Below are 19,951 nucleotides of genomic sequence, written 5' to 3'. Positions count from 1 at the left end.
GATCGTCTCTATGCGGCGGACGATTCGGGCGTGCGCGCCAGAAAGAAGCTGCGCAATGCGGTGGCCACGAGAGCGGGCTGCTCTACCGGCAGCATATGCCGTTGGCCGGGCACGATGTGGGCGCGGCCATCGGGCAGAGCCTGGGCCAGCTCCCGCGTCATGCGAGGATTCGATCCGACGTCGTCCGCGCCCGTCATCACCAGCACGGGGCAGGTGATCCGCGGGGCGGCCTCGGCCAGAATGCGGTCGCCGCCCGCGAACAACGCATACGCGGACAGGAAGCTCGCGCGGTCGTTCTCGAGCAGGCGCCGTCCCACGCGGTCCACGCGCTCCGGCCGCGTCACCTGGAAGTCGGGGGTGAACCAGCGTGCCAGCGAGACCTGCGCGGCGGCGTGGGGATCCTGCGTGGCCGCCGCCGCCAACCTGCCCTGGACCGCGGCGGACTCCTCGGCGGTACGCCGGAACACGGTGCTCAGCAGGGTGAGCCGCCGGACCCGCGCCGGCCGGGCCGCCGCATAGGCGCCGGCGATCAGGCCGCCCATCGAATAGCCCAGCACATGCGCGTCGGCCCAGCCGGCGCGGTCGAGCTCGCCATCGAGCTGCGCGATGAAGTCGTGGATATCGGCGGTGCCGCGCAGGGCGGGCGCCTTACCGTGTCCTAGCAGGTCGTAGCGCAGCACGTCGAAGTCGGGTTCCAGCTGCGGTGCCAGGTCGTCCCACAGGGTGTGGTCGAGACCGACGCCATGCAGCAGGACCAGCGGCTCGCCCTGGCCGGAACGCCGCGATTGCGCGTTCATTTGGCTTGCGCCTCCTGCGCCAGTTCCTGGAGGTCGGAGTAGCGATTGCCGATCCGATGGTGGGGCCGGCCGGAGGTGGCGGCGCCCAGGGCGATCACGATCTCGTCGGGAGCGGGCGCATCGTTGATGGTGGTCTGGACGGTGAGGTAATGCGAGCGCAGGCCTTCATCGAGCTTGTGCATGAGCGGAATCGAGATCACGCAGCCCGGCCCGCCACGCATGTTGGTGAAGCTCAGGTAGCTCGTGCCGCCCACGGCGTTGCGATAGGCGTTGCCAAAGCGCAGCGTGTGGATCAGGGCCGAGGCGTGCTCGACCTCACCGGACGTGCCCACGACGGCGGCCTTGCCGTAGGCCTCGACCTTGTCGGCGGAGCCGGCCTGGCGCAGGATTTCCGCGACCAGCAGCTCTCCCAGCGGCGGGGCGGCCTCCAGGATGCCGGGGCGCAGGTCTTCCTGGAACGGCAGGCCCGCCCACGGATTCTTGATCACGGCGGCCGCCACGATCATCACCAGCGGCTGCGGCGCCTCACGGCCACCCTCGATGAGGGTCTTTTCGACATAACTCACTACCTTGCGCACTTGCAGAGACATCGCGCTGCTCCCGATCCAATGTGGAAAAACGATGGCTCATTGTTGGGTGCGGGGACGAATTTTGACAATCCAAATTAACGCAAGTTAACTTCGGAAAACCTGAACTCGACGCCGACCGCCGCCATGTCCGTTCCTCTGAAGATCCAGCACCTGCGGCAGTTCCTGATGGCCGCGGATCACGGCAGCTTCCGGCTGGCCGCCGAGGGCACGTTCCGGTCGCAGGCGGCCGTGTCGGCGGCCATGCAGGATCTCGAAGCCAGGATCGGCGCGCCGCTGTTCGAGCCGGGCAAGCGCGCGCAGCTCACGCCCCTGGGCATTGCGGTGGCGCCGCTGTTGCGCGAGCTGCTGCTCACGCACGATCGCGTGCTCGACGCGGCGCGGCGTCTCGGCACGGGGCATCAGGGGGCGGTCGCGTTGGCGGTCATGCCCTCGCTGGCCGACGAGTGGCTGCCGCGTCTGCTGGAGCGTTATGCACGCGGGCATCCGGACGTGCGCATCCGCGCCGTCGACGAGCCGTCGCCCGACGTGCACCGGCTGGTGTTGTCGGGCGAAGTGCAGGTGGGCGTGGCGGGTCAGGTGCCGCGCACGGCGGAAGTGGCCTTCACGCCGGTCGCGCGCGACGCCTACGGACTCGTGTGCCGCAAAGGGCATGCGCTGGCACGCCGTCGCGGGCCCGTGACCTGGGCCGCGCTTGCCGGCGAACGCCTCATTGGCAACGCCACCTTCGAAACCCTGAAGAACCGGCAGCTGGGCAGCGCCATCGATGACCCGGCCATGGTGATATCGAACCGCGCCTCGCTGCTGGCGAGCGTGGTGGCCGGGCTCGGCGTGACCATCCTGCCGGTACTCGCGCGGCCCGCCGCCGACAGCGGGCTTGTGTTCGTGCCGCTGGCCGAGCCGACGGTGGAGCGCATCGTCGGCGTGCTCACGCGCAAAGAAGAAACGCTGCTGCCGTCGGTGGCGGCGATGCATACGCTGGCCCTGCAGTCGCTGTCGCAGTTCACCAGGCGCAAGGGGGCCGTGCGGGTGTAGCCTGGCGCGTGGCGGCGGCCAGACAGGAATGGTTGCGGACGCGACAATCGGTTGCGCCGGCGGCGAGCAGGTTTGCTGCGCAGGGATTAAGATTCACGCCACTTCCGACTCCGCCCTCCAAGGACCCCTCATGAAGTCGTCGACGACGCGCGTTGCCCTGTCACTCCTCACGCTTGCGCTCGGGCTGTCGGGCTGCGCCGTGCCTGAGCCTTCCGGCAAGGGCACGCCGGACGATCCGCGCTATGCGAAGCTGGTGGACCTCATCGGTGAGGCGCTCAAGGCGAATATGTCGGTGGTGCTGGTCGCCGACCTGAACCCGCACAAGTCCCTGAAGTATGCGGAGTCGTTTGCCGAGTGGACGCCCAACGTGGTCTGGACGCATGCCGACAAGCCGGAGATCACCTTCGGCCGCAAGTTCCAGAACAATTATCTGCAACGCGATCCGAACACGACGTACCTGTTCAAGGCCTTCGAGGTCCACATTCTGCCGCCCGGCAAGTATCTGCTGACCGGCGGCGACGACTATAAGCTCGACGCCTCGCTGGACAAGATCAAGGCTGCCAAGGGCGCGGCCGGCTCGGGGCGCGGCGCCTATGGCACGGCGTTCCTGTCGGCCGAGCTCTACCGCGAATACTACAAAGAATCCAACTGGAAAGACGCGACCCAGCACACGCAGATCAAGTCGCGGCAGGTCTGCACGGCCGTGCATCGCGCGTCGGGCAACTGCGTGGCGTGGGGCGAGGAGCAGTACAGCGAGACCACGCAAGGGATGGGCGCGGGCTACTACGAAGAAACGGCGTCGCGTGACGTGCCCGTCATCAAGGTGCAGACGCGCGTGCCGCCGCAGCACGCCCTGGCGAGCTTCTCGCTCAAGGGCGGCCAACTGGTGCTGGCGCAGCGCATGCATCTGCGCACGCCGAGCTACAAGTTCCGGCAGGCGGGCTGCCGCGCCACGGAAAGCGTCAAGATCGAATGCCCGCTCGAAGACTTCACGGTCTACACCGGGCCGGCGCCGATGGACTTCACGCAGCGCTATCTGGCGCAGCGCATGCTGAGCGACGCGCACCGCGCGTTGCTGTCGCGCATCGAGCCGATGACGATGACGCCGCTGGGCAGCGTGGGCACGGAAGACCCCGTCTGGGGCGTGCCGCTCTCGCTGCGCAAGGGCCGATAGCCCCTGCGTGACCGGGCCTGGCGGTTTTAAGCGCGCGCCCTGCGTCGCGCGGGGCCGCGCTGACGCAGGGATGTCTGCGGCAGCGCGGCCGTCGGCCCGTCAGGCGCGCGGCTTGTCCAGGACGTCCGGGTCGCGCGCTTCCTGCGCGTCCCGGGCCTCGCCTTCTTCCCGTGCCTCGAGCTCGTTGCCAAGCACCTCGGCCGAGTCCGGCGCGGGTTCGGCGCGTTGCAGCGGGCGCCGCGTGTGGCCCGCGGCGCGGGCATTCTCGCCCTCGTCCGCGCGTTCCTGCTGCACGGCCACGTTGGCCGGCGGCGCGTAACCCCGCTTGTCCTGCCCGAAGTAAACGACGGTGTGCGGGTAGGGCAGCTCGATGCCGGCGGCGTCGAAGTGCTTCTTGAGCAGGCGGTTGTAGCCGCGCTGCACCGCCCACTGCATGCCGGGGGTCGTCTTGATTAGGATCCGGATGGTCACGCCCTTGTCGTTGACCGCCGTGACGCCAGCCACCGTCATGTCTTCGAGAATCTCGGGGCCCAACACCGAATCGGTCATGAGCTCCGCGAACGCGGCGCGCAGATGATCGATGGCGTCGTCCACGCTCTCGCGATGCGCGATGGTGTATTCGCCCAGATGGTAGGAGAAGTCGCGCATGTGGTTGGCCACGACGTCAACCGACGAGAACGGCACCAGGTGATAGCCGCCATCGAGCGTGCGGATTCCCACCGACCGTATCGTCATCTTCTCGACCGTGCCGAACACGCCCGCCACTTGGACCACGTCGTTCTCGTTCATGCCGTTTTCGAGCTGGATGAAGACGCCGGTGATGATGTCCTGCACCAGCTTCTGCGCGCCGAAACCGATGGCCAGGCCGACCACGCCGGCGCCGGCGATGAGCGGGCCCACGTCGATGCCGATCTGCGAGAGCAGCACCATCAGCGTCATCGTGACGATGACGATCAGGGCGGCGTTGCGGAACAGCGCCAGCAGCGTGCGCTCGCGCGCGGTGGGCATGCCGCGCCCCTCGCTCTGGCTCAGGCGGTGCTCGATGATGCTGGCGATGACGGTCCAGGCCAGCGCCGCGATCAACAGCACGATGGCGATGTTCACCACCATCTTGATGGCCGCCGCGCCTGCATCCGAGGCCAGCCAGCGCGACAGGTCGAAGGCCTGCCAGGCATCGAGGATGAGCAGCACCATCACGATTCGGATGATCCAGCCCACCATTTTGAGTGTGGCCGGCACATAGGCGTTCACGCGCGCCTCGAGCAGCGGCAGGCGGCGGCGCATCTCAGCCGAGAGCTGGATCGGCTTGGCCAATATCGTGTTCAACAGCAGAATCAGCAGGCTGCCCACGCCGATGACTAGCAGGGTCTGCGCCGTGGCGCGGGCCATGAAGGGCAGGGCGTTGTCGGGGTCGATCTGACTCACCACCAGCAGAATGGTGAAGTACAGAATGCCGAGGATGTGCCAGACGCGCGACAGGAAGCGCAGCCGCGAGCCCATGAAGGTGGCGGCGCCGGCGGCGCTGCGATCCAGCCGCTCGCGCACGGTGCGGCGGTTTTGCCAGATCACGCGGACGGCATACACGTAGACCGCGAGCATGATGATCATGCTGGTCAGGCGCCCCAACGCGGGCGAGAGCGCGGCCGACATGACGGGATCGATGAGCAGCGTGCCGTAGCCGGCCGCCGTCACGATGCGCACCAGCCAGGCGTTCCAGTATTTCGCCAGTTCGTCGGACATCGGCAAGAGGCGCAGATGCGGATGACGGACGGCGAACACCGTACGGATCAGCACCTTGACGATCTCCACCGCGACGAAGGCCTGAATGAAGATGGCCGCCAGCGCGTCCAGCGTGCCGCGTCCCGGCGTGCTCCAGAGCGCGGCGGTGCCCCCCGCCATGGCGGCGAGCAGCACGACGCCGACGTCGATCGCCAGCGCGCCCACGATGGCGCCCGCGCGGCGCCACAGCACACGCATCGACAAGGGCGCGCCGCGCTGCGGCGTCGGTTCGGTGACGCAGGTCTGCTCGGCTACCCAGTGATCGATGCGGGCGTAGATGCGCATGGCGATCATGCGCAGCAGGATGAACGCGAGAATCGTGGCGACGGCGGCCAGCCCGAGCGGCAGCAGGGCGTTGCCCGCGGTGCCGCTGTCCATCCGCAGGCTGCCTCCGGAGGCCAGGGTCCGCATGTCGTCCACGCCCTGGCCCATATCGGCGGCCACGCCGGTCAGAAAGCGCTGAACGCCATCGGCCATGCGTTCCTGAAGGCCGGGGTCGGCGGGTTCGGCGGGCACGGCGGCGGGAGCGGGCGGCTTTTCGCCCGATGCCTGCGCACGCAACTGGTCCGTCAGGGTCTTGCGTACCTCGGGGTTATCGAGCAGGTCCGCCAGCGCGGCCGGGCTCAGCGCGGGGGCCGCGGCCGCATCCTGCGACGCGGCCTGCGCCGTTTGCGCGCCTGGAAGCACGGCGTGCGCCGGCCAGGAGAGCATCGCGCAACACAACATCACCGTCAGTATCAGGCTTGCCAGCCAGGGCCTCTCCCGTCCGCGCCACCAGAGACTGGTGGCGTGATGGCGGGTCAGGACGGAAGGGGATGTTGTCGTTGCGGATCGAACCACTAATAAATCTCCTGTGGGAGCAAGGCGAAAAACGGGTGCGCGTGACCGGGCCGCGGCAGGCGCTGCTGCCTAGATGATAAAGCCCCGCCGCCGCGGGGTGGCCCGAGGCCCTTTGCCGGGGTGCTTCCCGCGCGCGAGTCGCGGTGCCATACTGGATCATCGAACGAGGGCGCGAAAGCGTAACCATCATGACCCACGACGATCTCAGCAGCTTGTATGCCGGAGGTGCCGCCCGGCTGGATGCGCGCACACTCGCCGACGCCGGCCTGGATGATCAGGCCTGTGCCTGGCTCTGCGAACCCGGCGTGCCGGTGCAGCCCGTGCCGCCGATTCCGTTGATCGAGTTCGTGCCGCCCGCCATGCGGTCGTTCGGCGATGGCGCCGGCATGGTGATCGCGCGCGAGCCCTGGGGCGAAGCGCTGTGGCTGGTGGTGTTGCCCGACGGGCACGTCATGACGGCCGGGCCAGGCGAAGCGCACCTGTATGTCAACGCGCGCCTCGAGAATTTCCTGCATTTTCTGGTGGCCTACCAACGCTTTCAGGCGATGGCGAGCGTGGCCGACGCGGGCGCGAAGGTCTATAGCCAGGCCGATATGCAGGCGCGGCTCGAAGCCTTCCGGCGCGGCGAGGTCGGCGCCGAGTCGCAGGCCGAGGCCGGCTTCGATCGTGCCGCGGCGCTAAGCGAGCTGGAGCGGACATGGCGCAAACGCGACGCCGCCGCGCTCGAGCGCGGGGCGTGGTGGCACCGCATTCGCGAGCAACTGCGCGACGGGTTGTTGTAGGGGGTGCCCGGCTAGGGTGCCTCCAGCCGGGCTAGGGGCACTTAGCGCAGGCGCCATTCGGCAGCCGCCCCTCGCACGCTCAGCCGCCGCTCACACGCTCAGCCAGGTGATGAGGGGCGATAGCGCCAGCAGCAGGCCGACCCAGGCCACTTTGCTGTCATAGCGGTAGATGGCGTACACACCGCAAACCAGTCCGAGCACGCCCGGGATCAATTCGAAGACGATGTAGGGCCACATCGCTTCGTTCATGACCAGATACCAGTGCAGGTAGGCGTTCGCCAGGCCGCACAGCAGGGTCACGACGCTGGCGAAGGTCCAGGCGGGCTGGCGCCGCGCCGGCGCCTTGACGCCGGGCTGCCGCGCCCGGGCGGCCACGGCGGCCTCGGGGGCCGCCGCTTCCGATGCCGCGGCGCCGCCGCGCTCTGCCGGCCGCTCGCCGCTCATGCCTCTTCGGCGTCGGACAGGTCGTCGAAGTTGACCAGCTGGTCGCCTTCGAAATTGGCCAGCACGCCGTAGGGCTGGCAGATCGGGAAGGCGCCCTCGGCGAACAGAATCGACCAGCTCGTGCCGCCCCAGAAGGTCAGCTCTTCGCCCCACAACAGCAGGCCGTTGTGGCCGACCTCTTCCGGTGTGCCCAGGGCTTCCTGCAGGTGGCGGGTGGCCGCCTGCGTGAATTCATCGAGCCGGGCCAGGCGTTCGAGAACGAACGTGGGTTCGGCGGTGAGCTGGTGCTGCGCGTCGAGCATGATGGTGTAGAACACCTCGCGCTCTCCCTGCTGCCAGGTGGCCTGGGCGTAGAGTTGGCCTTCCTCGTCGGTGCTGACGGCCAGCGTGCCGAGCGGCGTTTCGATATGTTCCATGGCTGCGTGCCTCGCGGTTTGGATTGTTGTTGGAAGCCCGGAGGCCGGGCGTTGTTCCATGATAGCGGGGCGTGGCGGGGCACAGCAGGCGTATATGCGTTCCTGCACCCCAGGCTTGAGTTAGCGAATGTTGCGCTGCGGTTGCGCTTGTTACTTTCTTGGCCTGCGCATTCGCCGGCGCGTCGGGCTCGCGGGCGATCGTTGCGGGCGCAAGCGCTGGCACCGATGCCGGGCCGTCGAGCCGCTTCATTGCTGCGTTTCGCGGCGATGGGTGCGCAAGGGCGCGCTTGCGCTAGGCACTTTGGCGCGCGCGGCACGGCCGCGTTCGGCGATGATGCGCCGCCCGGGCTTTGATACGCATCCGGCGCCGCGCGCCGAATCGGCCGCCGCCGAAGCCGCTCAGCGCGCGGGTTTTGTGGTCGAATTCGCATGCTTTCGTCCCGCAAGCAAAGACCTGGGGCGGCCTTCATGAACACGATCGGAGTCTTGCACGCATGAAATTCACCGCAGCGACCCTGGCCCTGCTGAGTGCGAGCGCCACGTATGTGGGCGCCGTGCACGCCAGTACCGCTCAGCCCGCCGCGGGTGGCGCGCCTGCCAGTGCGACGGTCAACGACGTGTTCAACGGTTCGATGCTGGGCGTGGACCAGCGCTATTTCGAATCGGTGGCGGGCATTGCGCGCGAATCCTTCGGCAAAGACCACGTGTTCGTCGTGAAGAACTGCCGCATCACCGCGACGATCGACAACGGCAAGGTGTCGGCGCTGAGCCTCGTCACTGCGAACGGCTGCGACGCGGACCTGCGTTCCTTCATCGGCGAGGATGCGCCGACGCCCGGCCAACCGATCACGCCGCGTGCGTTCGGATCGGGGATGCGTTACACCGCCAGCTGCCTGGCGGGTTGCGGCAACGCGGTGGATCCCGCCGCCTATGCGCTATGGCAGGCGCCGCGCTCGTCCGGCGGCATGGAAGTGCTGCTCGAGATGCTGCTGGTCGGCGGCAAGGCGTCGAGCGCCGCCCACGGCTGGCGCGAACACATGAACAAGTCCGCCGGCGAAGATTACGTGCTGCAAACCAAATTCAATTGCGAGACCCGTTTCGACACCTACGCTGCGAAGCTTTTCGCGGATGTCCCCGTCACGGCCGTCACGATCGGCTACGGGCTGCCGCAACAGAAGTGTCGTTGAGCAGGGCCGGCGCGCGGGCTGCATCGCCCTTCCCATTTCTGACGCGATCATGCGATCGGGCCGTGCACAGGCTGCGCAGCCCGATCCGGCGCGCGCATTCCCGTTGATATCAGGAGCCATCGTTGTCTTCCACTCCCCCGTCTTCCGAACCCGGCGTCCTGGCCTGGCGCGCCGCCTCTCGCAAATCCGGTTGGAAATGGCCGGCCATTTTGGGGGTGGGGGCGTTGATCGCAGGGGCGATCAACGGCCTGACGTCGGTGGCCTGCCTGGGCGGCATTCTCGCCTTCGCAACCTTCCCCGTCTGGTACTACGTGACGGGGCGCGTGGCACGCGGTCAGCCACGGCCTGCCCTGGTCAAGCAGTGGCTTGCCAGCATCGTGCTGCTGTTGGTGGGCACCGCGCTGAGCCCGAGCTTCCAGGTGTATTGGCTCAATACGTGGGGCGACCCGACGGTGTCTACTTTCCTGACCAAGCGTTCGTTGCTGGAGTCGGTGCGGCAGCCGTTCTATAGCCTGGACGAACTCGCGTGGGGGCAGAACAGTGCCTCGGTGGACGTGGTGCCCTCGACCCTCCTGTGCCCGCGCTACAGCCTGCGCCGCTATCCGCTGTTGACGATCGAGCGGCGTCTGTACCCGATGAATCCGCTGGCCTCCAGCCGCGACAGGTCGGGCGGCAAGCCGCCTGCCGAGCTCGTGGCCAGCACGCTGGCGCGTTGCGAAGCGGACAGCCAGGCAATGATCGCGGCCGGGCTGACCAAGGAAGCGGCGCTCGCTCAGGGCAATCTCGATCTCTTCTTCGAGCGCGCGTTGATCGAACGCGGCAATGACATGAGCCCCGTGATGCTCGAGGATGCCGACATTCCGGCCGAGATCCTGGCCAAGGTGGAGGCGTTCCTGGGCGAGGATCCGGAGCGCATCTTCTGGCACACCTCGTACAACCTGTCGGGCGAGGATCCGGTCAAGCGCGCCGACAAGTCCGACGCGCCCGGCACGCCCGACGTCGTGCGGCGCCTGCGCACCATCGCCTTTGCCGCGGCCTACGGGCGTCAGGATGTGGTCGAGGTGCTCAAGGAACGCAGCCAATGAGGTAGGCCGCGCGCGGGCCACGCCCGCCCGCGGCGGCGGCGGCGGCGGGCGGGCGCGCCGCCTGGCTGGTCTGAGAATTTTGTGCAACCCTGGCACTTAACGTCAGGCCAGTGCGGGCGCATGATGACGTTCTTCCGAGCGAGAGGTCTTTCATGTACGTACCCGAGCATTTCGCCGTCGCCGACGAGGCGTCGTTGCACGAGCTGATTCGCAGCCATCCCATGGGCACGCTGATCACCCACGGCGCCGCCGGTCTGGACGCCAACCACGTGCCGTTCGAGCTCGAGGTGGCCGGCGGCAAGACGATCCTGCATGCGCACGTGGCCCGCAACAACAGCGTGTGGCAGGACGTGCGCGACGGCGACGAGGTGCTCACGGTGTTTCGGGCCGGCGATGCCTATATTTCGCCGAACTGGTATCCCAGCAAGCACGAAGCGCACCGGCAGGTGCCCACCTGGAATTACCGCGTGGTGCATGCGCACGGCACGATCACGGTGCGTGACGACGAGCGCTATGTGCGCGGGGTGGTGGCCCGCCTCACGCGCACGCACGAGGCCACGCAGCCCAAGCCCTGGAAAATGACCGACAGCGCGCCCGAGTACATCGACGCGCTGCTCAAGGCGATCGTGGGGATCCAGATCGATGTGACGCGCCTGGTCGGCAAGGACAAGCTCAGCCAGAACAAGGACCGCCGCGATCTCGAGTCGGCGGGCCATGCGGTGCAGGCGCAGGGCGGCGCCGAGATCGGCGCGGCCATGCTGGCGTGTGCGAAGGCGAAACCCTAGCCCAGCGTCTCGGCCGGCACCCGCACGGTGCCTTCCATCAGCACCCGCGCGCTACGGCTCATGATGGCCTTGGTGACCTTCCATTGGCCGTTGTCGAGCTGCGCCTGGGCGCCCACGCGCAGCGTGCCCGAGGGATGGCCGAAGCGCACGGCTTCGCGTTGGCCGCCCCCGGCGGCCAGATTGACCAGCGTGCCCGGAATGGCGGCGGCGGTGCCGATGGCGACCGCGGCGGTGCCCATCATGGCGTGATGCAGCTTGCCCATGGAGAGTGCCCGCACCCGCAGATCGATGTCGCCGGCCTTGACCGCCTTGCCGCTGGACGCGACGTAGTCGGCGGGGGGCGCGACGAACGCGATCTTGGGCGTGTGCTGGCGCTTGGCGGCCTCGGCGACGTCCTGGATCAGGCCCATGCGCACGGCGCCGTGGGCCCGCAGCGTCTCGAAGCGCGCGAGCGCCTGGGCGTCGCCGTTGATGGCGTCCTGGAGCTCGCTGCCGGTGTAGCCGATGGCCTCGGCATTGACGAAGATGGTCGGGATGCCGGCATTGATGAAGGTGGCCTCGAGCGTGCCGAAGCCGGGCACCTCGAAGGTGTCCACGACGTTGCCCGTGGGGAACATCGCGCCGCCCGCGTCGCCTTCGCCTTCGTCGGCCGGATCGAGGAACTCGAGCTGCACTTCGGCGGCCGGGAAGGTGACGCCGTCGAGTTCGAAGTCGCCGCTCTCGACCACCTGACCGTCGGCCATGGGGATGTGGCCCAGGATGGTCTTGCCGATGTTGGCCTGCCAGATCCGGATCACGGCCGTGCCGTCGCGCGGCACGCGCGCAGGGTCGACCAGGCCGGCCGAGATCGCGAACGCGCCCACGGCGGCGCTGAGGTTGCCGCAGTTGCCGCTCCAGTCGACGAAGGCGCTATCGATCGACACCTGGCCGAAGAGATAGTCGACATCGTGATCGGGCCGCGTGCTGCGATCGAGGATGACGGTCTTGCTGGTGCTGGAAGTGGCGCCGCCCATGCCGTCGATCTGCTTGGCGTAGGGATCGGGGCTGCCGATCACGCGCAACAGCAGCGCATCGCGCGCGGGGCCGGGCTTGCGGGCGGCTTCCGGGAGGTCTTGCAGACGGAAGAACACGCCCTTGCTGGTGCCACCGCGCATGTAGGTGGCGGGAATACGAAGCTGGGGTAGAAAGGCCATGTCGGGAGTCCTAGCGGACGGAGGCGGCCGCTCGGGCCGCCTCCGGTGAGGTTCAGGCTGCTTGGGTGGATTCGAGGAAGTCTTGTGCGAAGCGCTGCAACACGCCGCCCGCTTCGTAGATCGAGACTTCTTCGGCGGTGTCGAGGCGACAGGTGACCGGCACATCGATGCGCTCACCGTTGCGGCGATGGATCACCAGCGTGAGCGTGGCGCGCGGCACGCGCTCGCCGACGACGTCGAACGTCTCGGTGCCATCGATCGCGAGGGTCTTGCGGTCGGTGCCTGCCAGAAACTCCAGCGGCAGCACGCCCATCCCGATCAGGTTGGTGCGGTGGATGCGCTCGAAGCCCTCGGCCACGATGGCCTCGACGCCGGCCAGACGCACGCCCTTGGCGGCCCAGTCGCGCGACGAGCCCTGGCCGTAATCGGCGCCTGCCACGATGATGAGCGGCTGGCTGCGATCCATGTAGGTTTCGATGGCTTCCCACATGCGCACCACCTTGCCCTCGGGCTCGATGCGCGCGAGCGATCCCTGCTTGACCTGGCCGCCGACCACCGCCATCTCGTTGATGAGCTTGGGATTGGCGAAGGTGGCGCGCTGTGCGGTGAGGTGGTCGCCGCGGTGCGTGGCGTAGGAGTTGAAGTCTTCTTCGGGCAGACCCATCTTCGCCAGGTATTCGCCCGCGGCGCTGTCGGCCATGATGGCGTTGGACGGCGAGAGATGGTCGGTCGTGATGTTGTCGCCGAGCACGGCGAGCGGCCGCATGCCGCGCAGCGTGCGCTCGCCGGCCAGCGCGCCTTCCCAGTAGGGCGGGCGACGGATGTAGGTGCTTTGCGGCCGCCAGTCGTACAGCGGATCGGTCTTGCCCGTGTCTTCTTTGGTGAACGTGAACATCGGCTCGTACACCTTGCGGAACTGCTCCGGCTTGACGCTGGCCGCGACCACGGCGTCGATCTCGGCGTCGCTGGGCCAGATGTCCTTGAGCGTGACGGGCTTGCCGCTGGCGTCGGTGCCCAGCACGTCGCGCTCGATGTCGAAGCGCACCGTGCCGGCGATGGCATAGGCGATCACCAGAGGCGGCGAGGCCAGGAAGGCCTGCTTGGCATAGGGATGGATGCGGCCGTCGAAGTTGCGATTGCCCGACAGCACGGCGGTGGCGTACAGGTCGCGGTCGATGATCTCCTGCTGGATCACGGGGTCGAGCGCGCCGCTCATGCCGTTGCAGGTGGTGCAGGCGAAGGCCACGATGCCGAAGCCGAGCTGCTCGAGCTCGGGCAGCAGGCCGGATTCTTCGAGGTAAAGCTGGACGGCCTTGGAACCAGGCGCCAGCGAGCTCTTGACCCAGGGTTTGCGGGTGAGGCCGGCACGATTGGCGTTGCGCGCGAGCAGGGCGGCCGCGATCACGTTGCGCGGGTTGCTGGTGTTGGTGCAGCTGGTGATGGCGGCGATGATGACCGCGCCGTCGGGCATCTCGCCCGGCTTTTCTTCCCAGGCCCCGGCGATGCCGCGCGCGGCGAGATCGGAGGTGGGCAGGCGCTTGTGCGGGTTGGACGGGCCGGCCATGTTACGCACGACGCTGGACAGGTCGAAGCCCAGCATGCGCTCGTATTCGGCGTGCTTGAGGTCGTCGGCCCAGAGGCCGGCCTGCCTGGCGTAGGTTTCGACCAGCTTGACCTGATCGTCGTCGCGGCCGGTGAGGGTGAGGTAATCGATGGTCTGGCCGTCGATGTAGAACATCGCGGCGGTGGCGCCGAACTCCGGCGTCATGTTGGAGATCGTGGCGCGGTCGCCGATGGTGAGCGCGCTCGCGCCTTCGCCGAGGAACTCGATGTAGGCGCCCACGACCTTTTCGCGGCGCAGGAACTCGGTGAGCGCGAGCACGATGTCGGTACAGGTGATGCCGGGCTGGGGGCGGCCCGTGAGCTCGACGCCGACGATGTCGGGCAGGCGCATCCAGGAGGCGCGGCCCAGCATGACGTTTTCGGCTTCGAGGCCACCCACGCCGATGGCGATCACGCCCAGCGCGTCGACGTGCGGCGTGTGGCTGTCGGTGCCCACGCAGGTGTCGGGGAAGGCCACGCCGTCGCGCACCTGCACCACCGGCGACATCTTCTCGAGATTGATCTGATGCATGATGCCGTTGCCGGGCGGAATCACGTCGACGTTGCGGAAGGCCTGCTTGGTCCAGTTGATGAAATGGAAGCGGTCTTCGTTGCGGCGGTCTTCGACGGCGCGGTTCTTCTCGAAGGCGTCTTTGTCGAAGCCCGGGTATTCGACCGCCAGCGAGTGGTCGACGATCAGCTGAGTGGGCACGACCGGATTGATCTTGGCGGGGTCGCCGCCGGCATCCGCGATGGCGTCGCGCAGACCCGCCAGATCCACCAGCGCCGTCTGGCCGAGGATGTCGTGGCACACCACGCGCGCCGGAAACCACGGGAAGTCCATGTCGCGGCGGCGCTCGATCAGCTGCTTGAGCGAATCGGTGAGCGTGGCCGGATCGCAGCGGCGCACCAGGTTTTCGGCGAGGACGCGCGAGGTGTAGGGCAGCGTGGCCCAGGCGCCGGCCTGGATGTCTTCGACGGCCTGGCGGGCATCGAAGTAGTCGAGCGAGGTGCCGGGCAGGCGTTTGCGGTAATGCGTGTTCATGGCGGGCTTCCTATCCTTGGCGACGGAGCGCAAGAAGACCTCCCGCGCGGGATAGGCGGGGGAGGCCGTCGGCGAACATGATCAGTGTCGCTTATCCGGACGGGTATCGTCCAGACGCAATCGACCAGTGTAGTAGGCCCGGCGCCGGAAAGCAGCTTGCACCGCAGCAGGACCGGACGGCGCCGGGGTGGAGCCGGCCGGGCCGCCCCTCCCGTGCAACGAGCCGTCCGCAGCTCGCCGCCTGCGACTGGCCATCCGCGACGGGCCGCCCGCGACTGGCCGTCCGCGACCAGCCGTCCACGACTAGCCGCCCGTTGCGCCCAGGCAATCGGCGTGGTGCGGATTCTTGAGCGTGCGGCGCGCGTAGTAGTCGAAGGCGATGGCGTTGCGCTTGGGGCGCAGGATCCAGTCATGGGCTTCCTTGCCGAGTACCGGGTCGATCGGCTTGACCTCGCCCGCGGCCATCGCGAGCAGCTGCATGCGGGCCGCGCGCTCGAAGGCGATGGCCAGCACGCAGGCCTCTTCGACCGAGCTGCCGGCAATGAGCAGGCCGTGATGCGACAGCATCAGCGCGCGCTTCTGGCCCAGTGCGCCGGCGATCAGTTCGCCTTCTTCGTTGCCCACGGGCACGCCGGGCCAGTGGCCCACGAACGCCACGTCGTCGTACAGCACGCAGTTGTCCATGTGCGAGACGATCAGCGGGGTTTCGAGCATGCCCAGCGCCGCGGTGTGGACCGCATGCGTGTGGATGATGCAATTGACATCGGGCCGCGCCCGGTACACCCACGAATGGAAGCGGTTGGCCGGGTTCGGCATGCCGTCGCCCTCGAGCACGTTGAGGTGTTCGTCGACCACGAGCAGGTTCGCTTCGGAGATTTCGTCGAAGCCCAGGCCCAGCCGTTGCGTCAGGAACTGCCCGTCGACGCCGGTGCGGCTCGTGATCTGGCCGGCCAGCCCCGAGTCGTGCCCGTTGTCGAACAGAATGCGGCAGGTGAGCGCCAGCTTCTGGCGCAGGGTATAGGCGCTGTCATCGAAGTGCGCGTCCATCTTGCTGGTGGATTGGGACACCAGCGTGGCTTTGTCCAGATTGAAGGTATCGGATGCGTTCATGATGGGATCTCAGGCGTGTTCTGCGGTGGATAGATTGCGGTCGGGCTGCCCCGGAAACAGCGGCTGATAGCCGGGCAGGGCCTCGAGACGGCGGAGCCAGCGGCCGATGGCCGGGTAGGGCTCGAGCGCGATGCCGCCCATGGGCGCCATGCGCGTATACGGATAGAGTGCCACGTCCGCGATGGAAGGATGCGCCGCGGTGGCCACCCATGCCTGTTCGCCCTGACGCGCGAGCTGCGCGTCAAGTGCGGCCAGTGCGGCGCGCGCGGCGTCGGCATAGCCGCGGAACAACGCGCTCTGCGGGTCGGCATCCTGGTGCAGGGCGAGGTGCAGCCGCAATTGCGCCAGGGGCTTCATGTGGCGGTCCTGCTCGAAGCCCATCCAGCTGAGCACGCGCGCCTGCTCCAGCGGGGTGGCCGGCCACCAGGGCGTGCCCTGGGCCAGGTAAAACAGAATGCCCTGCGATTCCGGCAAGTGCGAGCCGTCGGGCAACTGCAGCACCGGAACATGCGCAAGGGGCGCCACGTCCAGGAACGCCGGCCGGGCCAGGTCACCGCGGTCGATCGACAGGGTGCGGCGCTCGAGCGGGATGCCCGCGAAGGCGGCCATCAGACGGGCCTTCCAGGCATTGCCGGATCGCAGGGTGTCGTAAAGAATCATCGTCGTCTCCGTTCAGTCGAGGCGGGTGCCCGCGGCCGCGATCACCTTGGACCATTTTTCGGTTTCGCGCGCCACGTGTTCGCGATACGCCGCCGGACCGGTGGCCATCGGCTCGATGCCCATGCCGGCCAGCCGGGACACGACTTCGGGGCGCTGCAGCACGCGCGTCAGGGCCTGGTTCAGAATCTCGACGCGGTCGGCGGGAGTGCCGCCCGGCGCCAGCAGCGCATTCCACGAGCCGATCTGGAATGCCGGAATCCCCTGCTCGACACTCGTGCGCACCTCCGGTTCGGCGGCGTTGCGCTTGTCGGCGGCAATGCCGAGCACGGTCAGGCGTCCGGCTTTGGCCTGCGGCTGGATCACGGGAATGGCGTCGATCACGATGTCGACCTGCTTGCCGATGGCGGCATTGACGGCCTCGGCGCCGCTCTTGAACGGCACGTGCATGATGTCGGTGCCGGTAGCGAGCTTGAACAGCTCGATACCCAGGTGCGGCGAGCTGCCATTACCGGCGGAGCCGAAGTTGAGCTTGCCCGGATTGGCCTTGGCCTGCGTGACCAGGCCCGGCAGGTCCTTGGCGGTCACGCCTTCGCTCACCGCCAGCACGTAAGGCGAATTGCTCACCAACGACACAGGTGTCATGGCGGCGGGATCGTAATTGAGCTTGGAGTACAGCATCTTGTTGACCACCTGCGTGCCGACCGTGCCCAGCAGGATCGTGTAGCCGTCGGGCTTGGCGCTCACGAGCGTCTGGGCGGCGATCGCGCCACCCGCGCCGGGGCGGTTTTCCACCACGACCTGCTGCTTGAGCTCCTCGCTCAAATACTGGCCCACGAGCCGTCCTGCCACATCGGTGATGCCGCCCGCGCCGAACGGAATGATCAGGCGCACCGGCTGGGCCGGATAGGTGTCGGCCGCGGCGATTTGCGGGACGAGCGCGGTGGTGCTAAACAGGGCTGCGAAAATGAGGGGTGTGCAACGGTTTCCGAACGCCATGACATTGTCTCCAGGGATTGTGTCGAATAGGAACTTTGTTGTTTGAATGACACAATACATATTCTAGGACACAAGTGTCCTAAAGGAAAGAAATGTCCGTCAAGCTGAAATTGCTGCGGGTGCAGGCCGGCAAGACCCTGGAGGAGCTCGCGCAGGCGGCGGAGCTGACGCGCAGCTACCTCTCCAAGCTGGAGCGCGGCGTGTCCACGCCGTCGATCGGCGCGGCGCTGAAGATCGCGAAGGCGCTGGGCGTCACGGTGGAGGAGCTGTTTTCAGAATCGGGCGAGGACGACCCGGTGGCGATCTATCGCGCACCCACGGGGCGCAAGCGCGCCGAGCCCGGGCCGCGGCTGGTGTCGGGCACGCAGCGCGGACACAAGCTGGTGGCCTTCGTTTTGTCGCCCACGGACGAGCCGGTGCGCAATCACCCCATGAGTCATCACAAGGGGGAAGAGATCCTGTACGTGCTCAAGGGCAAGGTCACGCTGCAATTGGCGCGGCGCACGGAGCAGCTCGGCGCGGGCGACAGCGCGCATTTCAATTCGAGCATTCCGCACAAGATCACCTCGGTCGGTGCGCAACCGGCCGAGGTGCTGCTCGTGATCGCAAGCGAGGAGTAGGGCGGCGGGCCGCGCGCCCGTCTGTCAGCCCGGGGTCGGAAGCCTGACGTCGAACTTGAACGGAACGCGCTCGACCTTGCCGCGCTCGATGGTTTCCAGCGTTGCGACGTCGCCCTGGAAGTAATGCACGATCGAGGTGTTGCCCGATTCGGGATCGTTCAGCGCCATGCGGCCGGTCAGGACCAGATAGCGGCCGGTGGCGTCCTTGGCCAGCCACAGCATGCCCGCGGTGTCGTACGGATGACGTGAGGTGTCGACCGTGACCATGTTGCGGTCGATCTCGATGCCATCGGGCAACTTGCCCGGGGTCAGGGTGCGACGCGGCAGATCGGCGACGCGGCGCGGTGCAATCTGTCCGGCGGCGCGTACCGGCACGCCGCTGAATCCGCCGGGATCGTAGCCGATGCCTTCGTCCACCCGGCCCCACGCGCGGCCTTCCTCGCCCGCCAGCGGCTTGCCCGCGGCATCGTAGAAGGTCACCGACACGGACTCGGCGTCTTCGAGACCGAAACGCACCGGCGTCTGGAAGAAGCGGTTGCTCAGGACATCGGGGTAAGAGAAGCGCACGACGGGATAGCCGTCGAGCTGCACGACGTCGACCTTGATCCGCTTGGCCATCTCCTTGCGCTCGATCTCGAGCGGACCATCGCGCAGTTCGGTGGCGAGCTCGTGATCGTAGGCCGCGCCGGCCAGCTTGAGCGGTGTCATGCCTTCGGCATTCACGCCGCGGTTGATGGGCAGCACCGGCGTGGCGAGGTCGCGCGTCACGGGCGTGAAGTGCTCGCCTTCGCGCACCATCATCGTCACGCGCACGGAATCGACCGTGCCCTTGAAACCCAGGCGGCCGCGCATGGTGGCGGGCGCGTCGCGCCAGCCGGCCTTCTGCAGCAGATCGGTCGTGTCTTTGGCGCGGAACTTGCCGGCGCGCGCCTGGGCCGTGAGTTCGTCGAGCTTGATCAGGCCGCGCTGGAATTGATCGGGCACTTCCCACAGCCGCGCGTGCAGACCGAGAAACTTGCCGCTGGTATCGCGCGCCTCGACGATCACGCCGTCGCTGGCGAAACCCGGAACGCCGCCATCGCGATGCCAGGTCTCGAGCTCGACGCGATGCCCCTCGATGGCCGTCAACTTGAAAAGATAATCGCCCGCCGCCTTGACCTCGCCGATCTCGTTGCGCGAGAACGCGATTTCCGCCACGCTCTTGGGAATCTCGACATTCAGCCGGCCCGTCATGACGGTGGGGACGGCGCCCTCCGGATCGGTGGCGGGCACGACCACACCGCGCGCCTTCGGGTTCTTGCGTTGCAGGGTGACGGCCGGTCCTTCCTCGCTTTCGGCAGGAATGTCGGGGCCGCCCGAGTACGAGATCGTGCGCCAGTCGAAGGTGTGCAGATAGGGCAGCGTGAAGGGCGGAATGACGCTGATGCTGCCGTCGGGCTCGACACCGCCCACGATACCGGCGGCGTACACATCGATCATCGTCTGTGCGTCGGGGTAGTCGGACAGCACGGCGAGGCGCGACGGCGCATAGACCGTCTGGCCCGGCGCCTGCCGGTACGGCAGCTCGACGCGCTGCATGTGGCGCAGGATGCCGAGCATGTCGGCCAGCGCGTTGCGCGTTGCCTCGTCCTTGACCGCCGCGATCGCCTGTTCGCGCGCTTCGGTCATCACCGGCGCCAGCGGATCGATGTTCGCCACCGCGGGATCCCGCGCCTGCGGCTGCGCGAGAACGGGGCCGGTGACCAGCACGAGGCCGAGCAACAGGGGAGCGAGCGAGCGGGGGAGTGCCTTCTGTCTCATCGAGTACATCGTTC

General features: G+C 67.8%; 18 protein-coding genes. 7 read left to right on the top strand and 11 right to left on the bottom strand.

Going from position 1 to position 19,951, the window contains the following annotated elements:
* Positions 1–8 precede the first annotated feature (8 nt).
* Together CEK29_RS19190 and CEK29_RS19185 are read right to left on the bottom strand one after the other, a co-directional pair.
* Complete coding sequence (locus tag CEK29_RS19190) at positions 9–797, bottom strand: alpha/beta fold hydrolase (RefSeq protein WP_094859016.1); 789 nt, start codon at positions 795–797, stop codon at positions 9–11.
* Entirely contained in the window at positions 794–1,387 is a 594-nt protein-coding gene (locus CEK29_RS19185; protein WP_094801399.1) for an amino acid synthesis family protein, read from the bottom strand. The genes CEK29_RS19190 and CEK29_RS19185 overlap by 4 nt, the downstream gene beginning before the upstream one ends.
* 123 nt (positions 1,388–1,510) lie before the next feature.
* Between CEK29_RS19185 and CEK29_RS19180 the strand changes: the two genes are divergently transcribed.
* Together CEK29_RS19180 and CEK29_RS19175 are read left to right on the top strand one after the other, a co-directional pair.
* Positions 1,511–2,419, top strand: coding sequence for a LysR family transcriptional regulator (locus tag CEK29_RS19180; protein WP_094859015.1), 909 nt, complete (start codon positions 1,511–1,513; stop codon positions 2,417–2,419).
* A 130-nt stretch (positions 2,420–2,549) separates the two neighbouring features.
* On the top strand, positions 2,550–3,593 hold the full coding sequence (locus CEK29_RS19175; protein ID WP_094859014.1) for a hypothetical protein: 1,044 nt from the start codon (positions 2,550–2,552) through the stop codon (positions 3,591–3,593).
* Positions 3,594–3,692: 99 nt separating this feature from the next.
* Here the strand turns inward: CEK29_RS19175 and CEK29_RS19170 are convergent, their stop codons facing one another.
* Positions 3,693–6,083, bottom strand: a complete 2,391-nt coding sequence (locus tag CEK29_RS19170) for a mechanosensitive ion channel domain-containing protein (protein WP_255176207.1) — start codon at positions 6,081–6,083, stop codon at positions 3,693–3,695.
* 317 nt (positions 6,084–6,400) lie between these two features.
* On the opposite strand from CEK29_RS19170, the gene CEK29_RS19165 reads away from it, so the two are divergent.
* Positions 6,401–6,994, top strand: coding sequence for an SUKH-4 family immunity protein (locus CEK29_RS19165; protein WP_094859012.1), 594 nt, complete (start codon positions 6,401–6,403; stop codon positions 6,992–6,994).
* Positions 6,995–7,084: 90 nt separating this feature from the next.
* Here the strand turns inward: CEK29_RS19165 and CEK29_RS19160 are convergent, their stop codons facing one another.
* Together CEK29_RS19160 and CEK29_RS19155 are read right to left on the bottom strand one after the other, a co-directional pair.
* The gene (locus CEK29_RS19160; RefSeq protein ID WP_255176206.1) at positions 7,085–7,438 is read right to left on the bottom strand and encodes a hypothetical protein; all 354 of its coding nucleotides are present in this window, start codon (positions 7,436–7,438) and stop codon (positions 7,085–7,087) included.
* Positions 7,435–7,854 carry a hypothetical protein gene (locus CEK29_RS19155; RefSeq protein ID WP_094801407.1) on the bottom strand — a complete coding sequence of 140 codons (420 nt, stop codon included), beginning with the start codon at positions 7,852–7,854 and terminating at the stop codon, positions 7,435–7,437. The genes CEK29_RS19160 and CEK29_RS19155 overlap by 4 nt, the downstream gene beginning before the upstream one ends.
* A 494-nt stretch (positions 7,855–8,348) precedes the next feature.
* Between CEK29_RS19155 and CEK29_RS19150 the strand changes: the two genes are divergently transcribed.
* The 3 genes from CEK29_RS19150 (at position 8,349) to CEK29_RS19140 (ending at position 10,911) form a co-directional block, all read left to right on the top strand.
* Complete coding sequence (locus tag CEK29_RS19150) at positions 8,349–9,041, top strand: hypothetical protein (RefSeq protein ID WP_094801409.1); 693 nt, start codon at positions 8,349–8,351, stop codon at positions 9,039–9,041.
* A 122-nt stretch (positions 9,042–9,163) separates the two neighbouring features.
* Complete coding sequence (locus CEK29_RS19145) at positions 9,164–10,126, top strand: hypothetical protein (RefSeq protein ID WP_141217938.1); 963 nt, start codon at positions 9,164–9,166, stop codon at positions 10,124–10,126.
* Between the two features lie 152 nt (positions 10,127–10,278).
* Positions 10,279–10,911 (top strand): FMN-binding negative transcriptional regulator, encoded by a 633-nt coding sequence (locus tag CEK29_RS19140; RefSeq protein WP_094859011.1) that lies wholly within the window; start codon positions 10,279–10,281, stop codon positions 10,909–10,911.
* Here the strand turns inward: CEK29_RS19140 and prpF are convergent.
* From prpF to CEK29_RS19115, 5 genes are all read right to left on the bottom strand, one after another.
* Entirely contained in the window at positions 10,908–12,104 is a 1,197-nt protein-coding gene (gene prpF / locus CEK29_RS19135; RefSeq protein WP_094859010.1) for a 2-methylaconitate cis-trans isomerase PrpF, read from the bottom strand. The genes CEK29_RS19140 and prpF overlap by 4 nt on opposite strands.
* Before the next feature lie 52 nt (positions 12,105–12,156).
* On the bottom strand, positions 12,157–14,751 hold the full coding sequence (acnD, locus tag CEK29_RS19130) for a Fe/S-dependent 2-methylisocitrate dehydratase AcnD (protein WP_094859009.1): 2,595 nt from the start codon (positions 14,749–14,751) through the stop codon (positions 12,157–12,159).
* Between the two features lie 303 nt (positions 14,752–15,054).
* A complete protein-coding gene (locus CEK29_RS19125) occupies positions 15,055–15,861 on the bottom strand; it encodes an aldolase (RefSeq protein WP_094801419.1) in 807 nt (268 codons plus the stop codon).
* 9 nt (positions 15,862–15,870) lie between these two features.
* Entirely contained in the window at positions 15,871–16,521 is a 651-nt protein-coding gene (locus CEK29_RS19120; RefSeq protein ID WP_094859008.1) for a glutathione S-transferase family protein, read from the bottom strand.
* A 12-nt stretch (positions 16,522–16,533) separates the two neighbouring features.
* Positions 16,534–17,517, bottom strand: a complete 984-nt coding sequence (locus tag CEK29_RS19115; RefSeq protein WP_094801423.1) for a Bug family tripartite tricarboxylate transporter substrate binding protein — start codon at positions 17,515–17,517, stop codon at positions 16,534–16,536.
* A 92-nt stretch (positions 17,518–17,609) separates the two neighbouring features.
* On the opposite strand from CEK29_RS19115, the gene CEK29_RS19110 reads away from it, so the two are divergent.
* Positions 17,610–18,137 (top strand): XRE family transcriptional regulator, encoded by a 528-nt coding sequence (locus tag CEK29_RS19110; RefSeq protein ID WP_094801425.1) that lies wholly within the window; start codon positions 17,610–17,612, stop codon positions 18,135–18,137.
* 24 nt (positions 18,138–18,161) lie between these two features.
* On the opposite strand, the gene CEK29_RS19105 is transcribed toward CEK29_RS19110, so the two are convergent.
* Positions 18,162–19,937, bottom strand: coding sequence for a hypothetical protein (locus tag CEK29_RS19105; RefSeq protein WP_141218360.1), 1,776 nt, complete (start codon positions 19,935–19,937; stop codon positions 18,162–18,164).
* Positions 19,938–19,951: the final 14 nt, after the last annotated feature.

This window comes from Bordetella genomosp. 5, from assembly GCF_002261475.1.
Taxonomy (GTDB): Bacteria; Pseudomonadota; Gammaproteobacteria; order Burkholderiales; family Burkholderiaceae_B; genus Bordetella.
The sequence above is the reverse complement of the archived record's forward strand: the minus strand, read 5'-3'. Positions and strand labels throughout refer to the sequence as shown.